This is a genomic window from Streptomyces uncialis (assembly GCF_036250755.1).
In the GTDB taxonomy this organism is placed as follows: domain Bacteria; phylum Actinomycetota; class Actinomycetes; order Streptomycetales; family Streptomycetaceae; genus Streptomyces; species Streptomyces uncialis.
This window is the reverse complement of record NZ_CP109583.1, coordinates 966,791-981,124: the sequence shown is the minus strand read 5'-3', so window position 1 is coordinate 981,124 and position 14,334 is coordinate 966,791. Positions and strand designations below refer to the sequence as shown.

At 74.5% G+C, this 14,334-nt stretch carries 11 protein-coding genes; 3 read left to right on the top strand and 8 right to left on the bottom strand.

Annotation, left to right across the window (positions count from 1 at the left end; all coding sequences use genetic code 11):
• The first annotated feature begins 53 nt into the window (after positions 1–53).
• The gene (locus tag OG711_RS03720; protein ID WP_329558375.1) at positions 54–980 is read left to right on the top strand and encodes an SDR family NAD(P)-dependent oxidoreductase; all 927 of its coding nucleotides are present in this window, start codon (positions 54–56) and stop codon (positions 978–980) included.
• Between the two features lie 306 nt (positions 981–1,286).
• Here the strand turns inward: OG711_RS03720 and OG711_RS03715 are convergent, their stop codons facing one another.
• From OG711_RS03715 to OG711_RS03705, 3 genes are read right to left on the bottom strand one after another with little or no spacing between them, the layout of a single operon-like run.
• Positions 1,287–3,578, bottom strand: a complete 2,292-nt coding sequence (locus OG711_RS03715; protein WP_329558374.1) for an FtsX-like permease family protein — start codon at positions 3,576–3,578, stop codon at positions 1,287–1,289.
• Positions 3,579–3,582: 4 nt separating this feature from the next.
• On the bottom strand, positions 3,583–4,389 hold the full coding sequence (locus OG711_RS03710; protein ID WP_329558373.1) for an ABC transporter ATP-binding protein: 807 nt from the start codon (positions 4,387–4,389) through the stop codon (positions 3,583–3,585).
• Positions 4,386–4,895: a PadR family transcriptional regulator gene (locus OG711_RS03705; protein WP_329558372.1), complete on the bottom strand. Its 510-nt coding sequence runs from the start codon at positions 4,893–4,895 to the stop codon at positions 4,386–4,388. The genes OG711_RS03710 and OG711_RS03705 overlap by 4 nt, the downstream gene beginning before the upstream one ends.
• Positions 4,896–5,100: 205 nt before the next feature.
• Here OG711_RS03705 and OG711_RS03700 point away from each other — a divergent pair, with 205 nt between their 5' ends.
• Positions 5,101–6,396 (top strand): ABC transporter substrate-binding protein, encoded by a 1,296-nt coding sequence (locus OG711_RS03700; RefSeq protein ID WP_329558371.1) that lies wholly within the window; start codon positions 5,101–5,103, stop codon positions 6,394–6,396.
• A 293-nt stretch (positions 6,397–6,689) separates the two neighbouring features.
• The gene (locus OG711_RS03695; RefSeq protein WP_073786369.1) at positions 6,690–7,454 is read left to right on the top strand and encodes a hypothetical protein; all 765 of its coding nucleotides are present in this window, start codon (positions 6,690–6,692) and stop codon (positions 7,452–7,454) included.
• Here the strand turns inward: OG711_RS03695 and entS are convergent.
• The 5 genes from entS to OG711_RS03670 all read right to left on the bottom strand — a co-directional run bounded on the left by entS (position 7,428) and on the right by OG711_RS03670 (position 14,237).
• The gene (entS, locus tag OG711_RS03690) at positions 7,428–8,651 is read right to left on the bottom strand and encodes an enterobactin transporter EntS (RefSeq protein ID WP_266505297.1); all 1,224 of its coding nucleotides are present in this window, start codon (positions 8,649–8,651) and stop codon (positions 7,428–7,430) included. The two genes, OG711_RS03695 and entS, sit on opposite strands and share 27 nt — an antisense overlap.
• Complete coding sequence (locus tag OG711_RS03685; RefSeq protein ID WP_329558370.1) at positions 8,651–9,655, bottom strand: ABC transporter substrate-binding protein; 1,005 nt, start codon at positions 9,653–9,655, stop codon at positions 8,651–8,653. Before OG711_RS03685 ends, entS begins: the two co-directional genes overlap by 1 nt.
• A 93-nt stretch (positions 9,656–9,748) precedes the next feature.
• Positions 9,749–10,621 (bottom strand): siderophore-interacting protein, encoded by an 873-nt coding sequence (locus OG711_RS03680; RefSeq protein ID WP_073786363.1) that lies wholly within the window; start codon positions 10,619–10,621, stop codon positions 9,749–9,751.
• Positions 10,618–12,399 carry an ABC transporter ATP-binding protein gene (locus tag OG711_RS03675; RefSeq protein ID WP_329558369.1) on the bottom strand — a complete coding sequence of 594 codons (1,782 nt, stop codon included), beginning with the start codon at positions 12,397–12,399 and terminating at the stop codon, positions 10,618–10,620. Before OG711_RS03675 ends, OG711_RS03680 begins: the two co-directional genes overlap by 4 nt.
• Positions 12,396–14,237 carry an ABC transporter ATP-binding protein gene (locus tag OG711_RS03670; protein ID WP_329558368.1) on the bottom strand — a complete coding sequence of 614 codons (1,842 nt, stop codon included), beginning with the start codon at positions 14,235–14,237 and terminating at the stop codon, positions 12,396–12,398. Before OG711_RS03670 ends, OG711_RS03675 begins: the two co-directional genes overlap by 4 nt.
• Between the last annotated feature and the right edge of the window lie 97 nt (positions 14,238–14,334).

The window sequence follows — 14,334 nt, the reverse complement described above, 5'->3', positions numbered from 1 at the left end:
GCGATACGTCGACGCACACCAGCACTCGCACGATCCCACCAGGAGGTCCACACGTGAACGCAGCGAACCGAACCCTGATCATGACCGGGGCCACTCGGGGGATCGGCCTGGAAGCCGCGCGAGACATCCTCGGACGCAGCCCCGATACCCACCTTGTGGTTCTCGGCCGGGGCTCCTCTGCCGCCGAGATACTGCCGGGCCTGCGGAAAATCTCTCCGCACGTCTCGACCGTCGACATCGACCTGTCGAGCAAGGCGAGTGTCGACGCCGCCGGTTTGCAGTTGGAAGACCTTCTTGATTCCGGCGAGTTGCCTCCGTTGCGGGGGCTCGTCTTCAACGCGGGTGTCCACCTCTCCGACGCGTTGCAGACCACGGTCGACGGATACGAGAGAACCTTCGCGGTGAACGTGATGTCCACCCACCAGCTTCTCAGGCGACTGCACCCCCACATCCTGGCGCCGGCACGCATCGTCGTCACGGTCAGCGACGCGCACTTCGGTGATCTGCGGCATACCGGGGGGACCATGCCCGCACCCCGTTGGGCGATCCCGGAGATCTCCCGACCCGGAGCATTCGACCGTTCCGGGAATGTCCGGGCCGGCCGTCGTGCTTACGTGACGAGCAAACTCGGCGGCGTCCACCTGGTCCACGAATGGGCCCGACGACTGCCCGAAGGTGTCGACATCGTCTCGTACAACCCCAGCCTTGTGGTCGGCACCGGGCTCGCGCGCGAAGCGGGGGGAGCTTTCCCCTTCCTGATGAGCAAAATCATCCCGCTGCTCGCGGTCACACCTCTCGTGGACACCCCGGTCCCCGCGGGAAGGAAATTCGCCGACACCATCCTCGGAGTCACACCTGCCGCGTCCGGTGCCTACATCCACCGGACGAAGGTCACGCCGTCATCCGCCGAGTCCTATGACACCGACCGCGAAGGCGTGCTCTGGGATTGGTTGGAACAGGTCCTGCGGACAACCACTTGAGGGGTACGGACCCAGGGGCGTGGGGAACCGCGCGCCCCCGGGATACGGGCGCAGGAACAAGTTCGCTCACCGGTACGAACCCAGGGGCGCGGGGAACCGCGCACCCACGAGCGACCCGCACAGGATCAAGTACGTCCAACGGCGGAGACCCAGGGGTGCGGGGAACCGCACCCCCGCGAGCGACCCGCACGGGCACCCGTAGGCCCACCGGCGAGCACGCAGGGCCGCCGGAACGCCCCGTACGGGACAGCCGGGGCTCAGGCGCGGGCGGGGAGCCGAGGCGGCGGTGACCGACCCGCCGCCGCCTCACCCCCGGACGACCGTCAGGTCACGTTTCGCGCGTGCGGACGGCACCACCGCCAGCGCCACAGCGACCAGCACCAGCCCGACCGCCGTCACCACCAACGACGACGCCGGAGGCAACCGCGCTATCCCGGCCCCCACCCCGCTCCCGTGCGCCTCCAGATCGATCAGCGGTCGCGCGACCAGCAGCCCCGCGGCGATCCCCACGGCCGCCGCCCCCGCGGCCGTCACCGCGCAGTGCGTCACCACCACCCCGATCCACTGCCGGGGGGTGAGCCCCATGGCCCGCAGCGCCGGCAGCTCACGGGTGTGCTGGCGTACGGCGGAACTCACCGACCCGGCCAGCTCCACGACCGCGATCAGCGCGAGGACCCCGATCAGTCCCGTCAGCACCCGGCTCACCAGCACCGCCGAGGCGACCGTCGGCGGCGCGCCGCGTACATCGGCGTCCGGCAGCGCCTCCGCCAGGGCCCGCGCCGTCACGCCCTGGTCGGCGCCGGGGCGCAGCATCACCGCGTACGCCGGGGGGCCGTTCACCGTGCCGCCCGCGCGCAGCGTGTCCAGCGTCGTCGTGACGACCTGCCCGCCGTGCTCTGGCTCGATGGAACGGCCCACGACATGCAGGATGTGCGGGGTGCCGCCCACGGTGAGCCGCACCCACTCGCCGACGCGTACCCCCGTCGCGTCGAGCAGCCCCTGCCCGGCCACCGCCTCGTTCGGCGCGGCCGGGGTGCGGCCCGCCACCACCACGAACGGGTACGGGTGCCCCTGGGAGCCCAGCCCCCGCAGGGTGACCGACCGGGTCTGGCCCGGGATCAGCGCGGTGACCTCCGCCGCCGGGTACACCGCCCGGACCCGGGGGTCCGCCCCGACCCGCGCCAGATCCGTGGCGTCCAGTCCCGCGCCGTCCTGGCGCAGGGTGAGCGGCGCCGCCGGGTTCACCTCGCCGTCGCCGCCGCGCAGTACGCCCAGGGTGGTGAGCGCGGCCAGCGCCACCGTCGCCATCAGCACCGGCACCGCGAGCCTGGCCACCGCCCCGGCGAACCGTGAGCGCCGGTGCGTCGCCTCCCGCCAGCCCAGCACCAGCGGCGGGGGCACCCCCCAGCGCAGCGCGCACCGGGCCGTCCGTGACATCCGCCGCACCCGGGGCCGGGCCACCCGGGCCATCGGGCTCGGCGGGACCCGCGCCGCCCGCCACGCGGCCAGCGCGGTCGCCGCGGCGATGACCACCACCGTCGCCCCCGCGACCGCCGCGGCGACCGGGACCGCCTCCGGCAGGGCGAGACCGTGCGGCACCGCCTCACCGATCGACCCGGGCACGTACGAGCCCGCCGTCCGCACCACCAGCGTTCCGAGCGCCGCCCCGGCGAGCGCGAGGGCCGCGTGCTGGGCGAAGAACATCACCGCGATCTGGCGCGGGGTCATCCCGATCGCCTTGAGCACCGCGATGTCCCGTACCTGGCCCCGGACCCGGCCGCCCACCCCGCCGGTGACCGCGAGCGCCGCCGCGAGCAGCGCGCCCAGCCCGAACACCCGCAGCAACCGCCCCAGCAGCCGGTCGTCCTCGCCGACCGCCGACCGTGCCTGACGCCAGGTCGACACGCGCACCACATGCTCGGGACCCACGGCCGCGATCGCCTGCTGGACCACGAAGTCGGTGTCCGACGCGTTCGCGAGCCGCAGCCCCACCGTCCGGCCCGGGGCGTCCCCGGTGACGTACCGGGTGACCGTGCCCGCACCGGCCCAGCCCGTGCCCGGACGCTCACCGGGCGCGTAGCCCGCCTCGGCGGTCGCCAGCACCCCGACCACCTTCAGGGTGCCCCGCCGGGAAGGGGCGGCGCGGACGGGAAGTTCGTCACCGGGGCCCACCCACAGGGCCTGCGCGGTCGCGCGGTCGAGGACCACCTCGTCGCCCGCGCCGGACAGCCAGCGGCCGGTGAGGAACCGCCGCTCCCGGGCCGTCGGCCCGTCGGGGCGCACCGCCCGCAGGTCCACGGCCGCAGTCGACGTGGCGCTCGTCGCGGTGAGCGGGGCCGTGCCGTACGGGCCCGACACACCTGCCACGCCCGGCAGTTCCCGCAGGCCCCCGGTCTCGGCGGTTGCGGTGACCCGCAGCCACACATGACTGCCCCGGGTCTCCGTGAACACCCGCTGCCAGGGGCTGGCCGCGAACTGGAACAGCGCCGCCGACAACAGCAGCGCCGCCGTCACCCCCGCCGTCGCCAGTGCCAGCGACGCGGCCTGGCCGCGATGGGTCCGCAGATCGGCGAGCGCCCAGCGCAGGATGGCCCGCACCGGCTCACTCCGCCAGTTCGACGAGTCCGGCGGCGCCCGCCGCGCTCCCGTTCCCGTCGGTCAGGTCGATGTCGTCGACGATCCGGCCGTCGCTGACCGTCAGGACCCGCTCGGCCGCGCTCGCCACCCGGGCGTCATGGGTGACCAGGACGATCGTCTGGCCCCGCGCGTGGAACTCGCTCAGCAGGTTGACCACCTCACGTGTGCCCCGGTTGTCGAGGCTGCCCGTCGGTTCGTCGGCCAGCAGCAGGTCGGGCCGGTTCACCAGCGCCCGCGCCAGCGCCACCCGCTGCTGCTCACCGCCGGACAGATCGCCCGGCAGGGTGTCCCGTTTGCCGTCCAGCCCGAGCCTGACGAGCAGTTCGCGTACATCGGACCGGCCGGAGCGGGCGCCGCGCCCCGCGAGCAGCGCGGGCATCTCGACGTTGTCGGCGACGGTCAGGGTGGACACCAGGTTGAAGAACTGGAAGACGATACCCAGCCTGCGGCGGCGCAGCACGGCCCAGCGGGCCTCGCTCAGCCCGTCGACGCGCCGTCCCGCCAGCCGGATCGTGCCGCTGTCGGGCCGCTCCAGACCGCCCAGCAGATGCAGCAGCGTCGACTTGCCCGCCCCCGAGGTACCGGTGATCGCCACGAACTGCCCGCGCGCCACGTCGAGATCGATGCCCCGCACGGCGTGCACGGGACCCCCGTCCCCGGGATGGCTCTTCGTCAGACCGCGTACGGAGAGCAGCGGACCGTTGTCGGGGCCGCCGCCCTCGTGGGCCGTCGGGGTGTCCGGGCCGTCCGCGGCGGTGGGGTCGGCACTCATTCGAGTTCCTCCTGGCAGCGCTCCAGCCAGTCGAGATCGGCCTGGAGATGCAGTGACGCCCCCTCGACCAGGAGCCGGGCGATCCGGCCGGTGGGCTCGCCGTCCCCGCGCTCCAGCCGGGACAGGGCCCGCATCAGGGTGAGGTAGTGGCGCCGCTGCTTGTTGATGAGGTTGATCTGGTCGGCCGCACCGGTGAGATGGGCGAGGGCGAGCTTCATGAAGAAGTCGTCGCGCACCCGCGGGGTCTCCGAGGGCGTCTCGTACCAGGCGTCGACCGCTTCCCGGCCGGCCGCCGTGATCTCGTAGATCTTCTTGTCGGGCCGGTCCGACTGGCTCACATGCTTCCCCTCGATGAGCCCCGCCTGCTCCAGCCTGCCGAGTGTGACGTAGATCTGCCCGATGTTCGGCTGAGGGTACGCCCCGCCCAGGAGTTTCTCCAGAGCCTGTTTCAGCTCGTAACCGTGGGCGGGACCACCGGCGAGCAGCGCCAGCAGGTGAAGACGCACGGTGCCGGGTCCCTCCTAGGACAACAGGGCGGACGCTCCGCCGCGAACCGCCGGTTCGTATCTCGACACGTACGGTCGGACAACGATCCGTGCCGATGGGTGTCGCACCGTTCCGCAGGTATACATGATGCCTGGTGCGGCACTCGGAAGGACGTGACCGTCAGGGGAGGACCGCTCCCGGGCGGCCGGGGGAGGGCGGGAAGCGATGCGCGGCGTCGGTGACGACCTGGTTCGGCGGCTCCGCCTGACCGGGCGGGCGGTCCTGGCCACGGCGCTGCTGCTGACCGCGCTGACCGCGTCCGGCGCCGAACGGGACCCGGTCGGCGCCGCGTCCGACGGGCGGGGCCCGCTGACCATGGTCACCGGCCGCGACCTGACCCGCTACCTCCACCGCGTCCTCGACGACTGGAACCGGGCACGCCCCGCCGAGCGGGTCGAACTCGTCGAACTGCCCGAGGCCGCCGACGAGGTCCACGCCCAGATGCGGGACAGCCTGCGCGCGGGCAGCACCCGTTTCGACGTCCTGAACATCGACGTGGCGTGGACCGCGGAGTTCGCCGGGCACGGCTGGATCGCCCCCCTCGACCGCTCCGCACTGCCCCTCGACTCCCTGCTGCCGCCCGTCCTGGACACCGGCACCTACCGGGGCCGCCTGTACGCGGCGCCGTATGTCACCAACGCGGGCCTGCTCTACTACCGCAAGGACATCCTCGCCCGGGAAGGGCTCGGCCCGCCGCGCACCTGGGACGAACTCGCCGACCAGGCCGCCACCCTGTCCGCCGAGTACGGCATGCAGGGCTACGCGGGCCAGCTCCTGCCGTACGAGGGGCTGACGGTGAACGTCACCGAGGCGATCCAGTCGGCGGGCGGCTCGCTCACCGGACCCGACGGTGAGATCACGGTGGCCTCGCCCGCGGCCCTCGAAGGACTCCGGTTCCTCACCGACGGGCTGCGCGAGGGCTGGATACCCGAACAGGCCCTGACCTACAAGGAGGAGACCTCACGGCTGGCGTTCCAGTCCGGTGAGCTGTTGTTCCTGCGGAACTGGCCCTATGTGTACGCACTGGCCTCCGCGCCCGGCTCCCCGGTCGCCGGCAAGGTCGGGGCGGTGCCGCTGCCCGGCCGGGACGGCCCCGGCGCGGGCGTCCTCGGCGGCTCCAACCTCGCCGTCAACGCCCGCTCCCCGCACCCGCGTTCCGCCGCCGACCTGCTCGCCCACCTCCTCGGTGAGAAGGCGCAGCGGCAGGTGCTCACGGAAGGCGCGCTGCCACCGGTACGCGCCTCGCTGTACAGCGACCCCGCGCTGGTACGACGCTTCCCGTATCTGCCGGAACTGGCGCGCGGCGTACGGTCGGCCCGGGTGCGGCTCACCAGCGTCCACTACGAGCAGGTCAGTCTGGCCGTGGCCGCCGTGACGCACGGCGCGTTGACCCAGCGGGTCCCGCCCGAGGAAGCCCTGCTCCGGCTCGACCGGGAACTCGGCGACATCCTCGGCCGCTGACCCGTCCGCCCCTCGCGTCCCGCCGTCCCCTTCGTGACGATCACTTAGTTACATGTTAAGTAGCCTTCCTTCGGAACGCCTTCCGGCGGCCGTACGCCGCCGACCTGCGATGACGCCCGTCGATCTTCCTCGCGTGAAGGGTTTCAAGCGGGCTCGTCCGCAAGGGAGTCGAGCCGTCCGGGCTTGACGGTGCTCCGCGACGGGTACCTAACATGTAGGTAGGCCGCTCCGAGGCGGTTCCTCACCGCGGACCGTGGGGAGCCGGGCCCGAGGCCCGAACGGAGGACGACCGGATGCTGACCATCGAGCAGCCCCGCACCACGGCAGCGCCCCGCGGCAGGCCCCGGGCCCCGCGCGGCGGCGCGGGCCCGCTCGTGGTGATCGTCTCGCCGGACATCGAGGCCAGCGTCGCCTGGGCCAAGCGACTGCACCGCGCGGGCCCGCCGCGCTTCGTCGTCCGCCGCTGGGGCGACCAGCGCGGCTACGAGTATCTGCGCCGCGCCCCCGGAGTGCTCGCCCTGCTCGACACCCCGCGCCCCGAGCCCACCGCCGAACTCGTCCGCCGCGTACGCGCGTTACGGCTGCTCGCCCCGGTCGCCGTGTCCACCCCGGGCCGGGTCGACTGCGCCGCGCTGCTCGCCGCCGGAGCGGTCAACGTCCTGTGCAGGAACACCGCGGAGAGCGCGATCGCCGCCCGGATCGAGGCGGACCTGCGCTGGCTGCGGCGCGCCCCCGGACCCGCGCGGGGCCGAGGGGGCGAACCGCTGCGGCCCTACCGCAGCCAGTCGCTGCTGCTGGAGATCCTGCTCGGCGCCCGCTCCCCGCTCTGCTGCCACGATCTGCGCTGGCTGCTCGGGGACCCGTCCCGCCCGATGAGTCTGCGCGCGCTGCGCGCCCGGGTCGAGCGGCTCGCCCCGCACCTCGCCCGCCAGGGCCTGGAGTGCCGCCGCAACGTCCGCTGGGGCGCCGACACCTTCACCCTGCACCGGCTGGGCGGACCCCGCTTCGAGGACCCGGCCGCACCGCTCGGCTCAGGCGTCCGGACCGACGCCGCGTAGCGTCGGCGCGCCCAGCGCGAGAGCCACCGCGCAGACCACACCCACCGCGCCGTACACCAGGAACGCGCCCGCCGGGGACATCAGCAGGGCCACCCCGCCCGCCACCGCCCCGCCGACCGCGACCCCCGTCGTGATCTGCGCCGTCCACAGCGCCGCGACCCGCCCCCGGAACCGGTCCGGGGTGTGCCGCTGCACCAGCGCGTACCGCAGCACGTCACCGGCGACCCGGCCCGCCCCGAACAGCGCCAGACCGGCGACCGCGAGGACCACCCCGCCCGCGAGCCCCGTGACGGCGAGCCCCGCCCCGGACACCAGCAGCGCGCCGATCGCCACCGCCCCGGGCCGCCGGACCCGCCCGGTCCAGCCGCTGGTCAGCGAGGTCAGCAAGGCCCCCGCCGCCGGGGCCGCGTACAGCACACCCAGGGCGCCGGGGCCGACACCGAGCACCCGACTCCCGTACTCCGGCAGCAGGACATGCCAGCCGGACAGCACCATCGCGGCGAGCCCGACCAGCAGCGTGGGCCCCACGATCCGGTCCCGGACGGCGAACCGGGTGCCCGCCACGACCGCCCTCGCGGCCGTCTCACCGGGCACCGCCCCGGGTGGCGGCAGCGGCGGCAGCCTGCTGAGGGCGGCCGTGGTGACGACCGCGAGGGCCGCGCACACCGCGTAGTTGCCCCAGAACCCGGTGGTCGTCACCAACAGCCCGCCCAGGGCGGGGGCCGCGACCGACCCGAGATCGACGGTCACCGCCATCAGCGCACCCGCCGCCGCCAGCCGGTCCTTCGGCACCAGGCTCGGTGTCGCCGCCATCAGCGCCGTCCCCGACACCCCGTCCGCGATGCCCTCGGCCATCCCGCACACATGGATGACCCATAACCGCGGCTCCGGTGCCGCCGCGTTCACGGCGAGGACGGCGAACACCACCCCCACGGACGCCCGCGCCACCACGATGACCCGGCCCCGGTCGAAGCGGTCCGCGAGCACCCCACCGAGCAGGGTGCCCGTGAACGCCGCCGCGCCCACCGCCACGGTGACCGTCGCGACCCGCGCGGTCGAGCCGGTCAGCGCGTACACCTGGAGCGGCACCGCCACCAGCGCGAAACCGATCCCGAACACCGCGACCGTCCGGCCCACGAACACCGCGCGGAAGCCGCGTCCGCGCAGCGGTGTCAGATCCAGGGTGAGACGGCCCATCAGGACGCGATCTTCTTCAGCGCCGGACCGAGCCGCGCCAGCAGTTCACCGGTGACCGCGGGGTTCGGACCCAGCAGCATGGCCGCCTCGTTGATCTCCAGGAAGTTCAGGTTCCCGCTCTTCGTCAGATCGAGCCCGGACACCAGGGGCCGCTTCACGAAGGCACCGCGCTCCTTCGCGCCGTACACCCCGAAGAAGGCGACATCCGCGCTGTCCAGCAGATCCAGCCGCTCCGGCGCGATCGCCGTGGAACCGCCCAGGGTGACGGGCAGCGCCGCGAGTTCCTTCGGCAGCCGCATCCCCAGCGCCCCGAAGAACGCCACCGTGGGCCCGCCGGGCGCCACCACCGCGTACACCGTGCCGTCGTACTGCTGACCGAACGCGTACTCCTTGCCCTTCAGCCCCGGATGCTCCTTCGTGAAACCGGCGAGAGCCGCCCGGGAGGAGGCGATCAGCTCCGCCGCCTTCTCCTTCTTCCCGAGCGCCGCCCCGATCAGTGTCGTCAACTCGTCGCCGGAGTCGTGCAGGAGCTTCTCCTTGTACGAGATCACCGGCGCGAACTCCGACAGCTTGTCGTACGCGTTGCCGAACGCGGGCTGCGCCGTCGTCATCAGGATCAGATCGGGGTCCAGCGCGGCGATCTTCTCCAGATTCGGGTTCAGCGAGTCCAGCGTGACGATGTCCGACGCGAACGCGGGCTTCACCCCCGGCCAGTTGCCGTCCGGCGAGGAGGTGTTGCGGGCGGCGCCGACCACCGGGGCGTCCAGCGCGGCGGCTATCTGGGCGTCCGCGAAGCCGAGGACGACGACCCGCTCGGGCTTGCTGGGCACGGTCACCGTCCCCTGCGCGTGGGTCACCGTCACCGGGAACGCGCCGGAGCCCTCGGCCTGCTGCCCCGACGGCTTCGTCACCGTGGGCGCCCCGTCACCCCCGCAGCCGGACAGGGCCAGCCCCGTCACAGCGGCCAGCGCGGCGGCGACGAGGGTACGGGGGAGTCTGGGCATGGCGGTTCCTCGATCTCTTGCGTGTGCGTGTGCGGGTGCGTGTACTGAGCTGACAGGGTCGGGCCGGGCCGGGACCGGCCCCTGGAACGCGGGTCAGGCGCCCTGCCGGGCCTGGGCCTCGGCGAGATCCGCCAGGGCCTCCGTCCGGTCGGCCGCGTCCTCGGCGGTCGGCGCGTCGTCCTGGGCGAGCCGCAGCCGCCAGTAGCCGGTGAAGGCGACCTGACGTTTGTCGATGCCCCGCTCGTTCACCAGATGACGGCGGACCGCGCGAACCGCCGACGCCTCCCCGGCCACCCAGGCGAAGACCTCACCGGACGGGAACGGGGCCGCGCGCAACGCGTCCACCAGTGCCGTGGACCGGCCCGGCGCGACCGGACCCCGGTGCAGCCAGTGCGTCTCCACCAGACCCGCGCTCGTCCAGCCCTGCTCCTCACCGGGCCCCGCGACCTCCGCGAACACCAGCGCCCGCGCGCCCGGTTCCAGCGACTCGACGAGGGCCCCGATGGCCGGCAGCGCCGTCTCGTCACCGGCGAACAGCCGCCAGTCCGGGGCATCCGCTCTGCGCAGGGTGCTGGCCGCCGGGCCGACCAGCCCCACCACCGCGCCGGGCCGCGCCGTGAACGCCCAGCGGGACGCGGGGCCTTCGCCGCCGCCCGGCCCGTGCAGCGCGAAGTCCACATCGATCTCCCGCCGCCCCGGCCGGTGGTGGCGCACCGAGTAGGTCCGCATCCATGGCCGTTCGGGCTCGGGGATCGCCAGATACCGCTGGTACCAGGTGGCGACGTCCCCGTCGGCGGGCGGCGGCGGCACCCGGGGCACCCCGCCGTCCCGGGCGAAGAACAGCTTGATCTGCTGGTCGGGGGCGAGCGGCACGAAGTCCGCCAGCCCCTCCCCGCTGAGCGTGATCCTCCGCATGGCCGGGGTGACATCGGCCACGGCGGTCACCCGCAGCTCGGCGTAGATCATGACAGTGCACCTTCCTCTTCCAGGGGATCGGGCTGTTCCACAGGGCCCAGCCGCCAGCCCTCGGCCGCGGACCGGGTCCGCCACATCCGGGCGTACCGTCCGTCGAGAGCCAGCAGTTCGTCGTGCGTACCGCGTTCCACCACCCGGCCCGCGGGGTCGTCACCGAGGACGACGATCTGGTCGGCGGACGCGATGGTGTGCAGCTGATGGGCGACCACCAGCAGCGTCGCCCGGCCCGCGAGCCCCGCGACCCAGCGCGCGACGATCCGTTCGCTGACCGGGTCCAGCGCGGACGTCGCCTCGTCGAGGAGCACCACCCGCCCCTGACGCAGCGCGGCCCGCGCCAGCGCCACCCGCTGCCGCTCACCGCCCGACAGCGCCGCGCCCCGGTCCCCGACCGGGGTGTCCCAGCCGCGCGGCAGCCGCGCCACCATCTCGTCCACCCCGGCCAGCGCGGCGGCCCGCGCCAACTGCTCCGCGTCGGCGTCCGGCCGCCCCGCGAGCACGTTCTCCCGCACGGTGCCCTCGGTGAGCGCCACGTCCTGGAGCACCACCGACAGCGCCCCGTACAGCGTGTCCGGCGCCAGGTCGCGTACATCGGTGCCGCCGACGAGGACCTGTCCGGTGTCCGGGTCGGCGAACCGGGCCGCCAGCCGCAGCGCGGTCGTCTTGCCCGCGCCCGACGGCCCCACCAGCGCCGTCGTCGTCCCCGCCGGGACCCGCAGGGTGAACCCGTCCAGGACGCTCCGCTCCCCGTGGGCGAGACCGACGGCCCGGAACTCCAGATCGAGTCCGCCGTCCGGCAGCCCGAGCGGCTCGTCCGGCACGGGCAGCGGCCCGGCCGCCAGCAACTCACCGATCCGCGCCACCTGCTTACGGCCCGAGCGCATGTCCCGCGCCACGTCCCCGAGGGCCGAGACCGGCTCCGCGAACCGCACCGCCAGCACCAGCAGCGCCACCAGCAGCGCGCTGTCCGACGGCTCACGCAGCAGCAGCCACGCCACCGCCGCGACCACCGCGCCGACCGCGAGATGCACGGCCACCCCGAAACCGACCCGGGCCGTGATCTCCCGCCGCACATCGGCCCGCCGCGCCGCCCCCGCCGCGTCCAGCGCGTCGGTCAGCAGCGCCCGGCCCAGCCCCTCGCTGCCCGACGCCCGCAAGGTGGCCTGCGCCTCGGCGAACTCCACCACCCGCGCCGACGCCTCCGCGTCCGCCGCGTGGGTCCGCTCCTCGACCCGGTCCACCACCGCCGTCGTCCGCCGGTGCACCGCGTACAGCAGCGGCGCGGTCAGCAGCATCACCAGGGCGGGCCGCCAGTCCACCAGCGCCGCCACCCCCAGCACCACGGCCGGGGTCACCACCCCGCCCACCAGCGAGATGAACTGGTACGGCACCCCGCGCCCGGCGCCGATGGCCCCGGCCGTGACGATCTGCGGCAGCGCCGCCGACCGGCGCGCCGTGAACCAATCGACGGGCAGTACGGCCAGATGCGAGACGAGCCGCCGCTGGAGCGCGTGAATCGTCCCGATCGCGGTCGCCGCGCCCCGGGTGATCTGACGCCGGCGTGCCAGCATCGTCAGGACGGTCACTCCCGCGAGCACGGCCAGCCAGCGGCCGGCCCCGGCCGTGTCGCCGCGCAGCAGCGCCGCGAGGACCGGCAGCGCGAGCCCGTACGACAGGCCCTCCAGCAGTGCGAGGACGGTGATCCGCGCCAGCTGGCGGCGGTTGGCCCGGGCGGACCGCGCGTCGAGGACGGCGAACAGGTCGCGGATCACCGGGTCACCCCGCCCGTGGCCGTGACGGACGCGGGACGGCCGGCCGCGGGGACCGGCCCGGCCGGCGGATCGCCCTCAAGAGCCCGCCACAGTTCCCGGTACACCCCACCGCGCGCGAGGAGCTCCGCGTGGCGGCCCCGCTGGACGATCCGGCCCCGGTCCAGGACGACGATCTGATCGGCGCGGGTCACCGTCGACAGCCGGTGGGCGACCACCAGGACCGTACGCCCGGCCGCCAGCCGGGACAGCGCCGTCTGGATCGCCGCCTCCGACTCGGGGTCCACATGCGCGGTCGGCTCGTCGAGCACCAGCACCGGCGGGTCGGCGAGCAGCGCCCGCGCGATCGCGACCCGCTGCCGCTCCCCGCCGGACAGCCGCGCGTCCTCACCGGCCACCGAGTCATAGCCCCGGGGCAGCGCGAGAATCCGCTCATGGACACCCGCCGCGCGGGCCGCCGCGGCCACCGCCGCGTCGCCGGCGTCCGGCACGGCGAGCCGGATGTTGTCCCGCAGCGAGGTCCGCAGCAGGACCGAGTCCTGGAGCACGAACCCCACCCGCCGGTACAGGGTGTGGCCCGCGAGGTCCCGCAGATCGACCCCGCCGAGCCGCACCGACCCGGTGTCCGGGTCGTGGAACCGGGCGACGAGGGCCGCCAGGGTCGACTTGCCCGCGCCGGACGGACCGACCAGGGCGGTCATCGTCCCCGGCGCCAGCGTCAGGTCCACCCCCTCCAGCACCGGCGTGCCCGGCTCGTGCGCGAACCCCACCCCCGTCAGTTCCACCCGGTGTCCGTCCGGTTCGCGGGGCGCGCCGCTCTCCGGCAGCGTCGGCAGATCGAGGATCGCGCGCAGCCGCCCGGCCGCCGCGTACGCGAGCCGCAGCGAACTGCCCGTCTCCGCGATCCGGTGCACCCCGGACACGGTCACGGCGAGCAGCAGGAACGGCAGCAGATCCACGGCGGCGGCCCACCCGGCGGACACGAACCAGGTGCCGACGGCCAGCACCAGCGTCAGGGTGACGACCGGCGAGATCAGGGCGTTCGCCCGCGCCCCGCGCGATTCCTGTTCGGCGACCGCGGTCCGCAGCCCGTCGCGCAACCGGTCGGCCGCGCGAAGCGCCGCCGCCTCGGGGCGCCGAGCACCCGGGCCGCCGAGCACCCGCAGCGTGGGCAGATCCCGTACCAGCGCGGTGACCGCGCCGCTCACCGCGAGCATCCCCAGCGGCACCAGCCGCATCCGCTCCTCGGCCCCGGACAGCGCCCGGACGTACAGGACGAACGACGCGCCGACGGGGACGGCCACCACCAGCGCGAGCCGCCAGTCCGCGCACAGCAGCCAGCCGTACGCCGCGACCGGCGCGACCACCGACGCGGCGACGTCGAGCCTGCCGTGCGCGATGGCCGGATGCAGATCCCCCACGTCGTTGTGGAGCGCGTCCAGGCCCCGGCTCGCCGCCCCGGAGGTGAACCAGCCGAGCGGCACCCGCGACAGATGGTCCGCGATCCGCCGCCGTACCGAGTCGGCGACCACGAGATCCGCCCGGTGGCTGATCGCGTACGCCGCCAGCCGTACCGCGCAGGCGACCACGGCGCTCGCCACGACGACCGCGACCCAGGCCCAGATCCGCTGCCGGGTCGCCCGGCCGTCGAGGGCCGCCTCCGCGATCGCCCAGATCCCGAGGAACGGCACCAGCCCGACGGCGGTCGCCACCCCCTGGAGCGCCACCGCCGCCCGCAGCCGTCCCGCCACCGGCGCGGTCAGTTCGGCGAACGCCTCCTTGCCGGCCCCGCCGCGGACCGCTCCGGCCCGGCGCAGCGCACCGCTCACCGCGTGCAGCACGGCGCCCCCTCTCGTGAAGTTAGGGGCACCTTACTTAATGGTGAAGCCAATTCGCAATTGTGTCCGGCCGGTACCGGCCGTCATCGGGCCGCGCCCG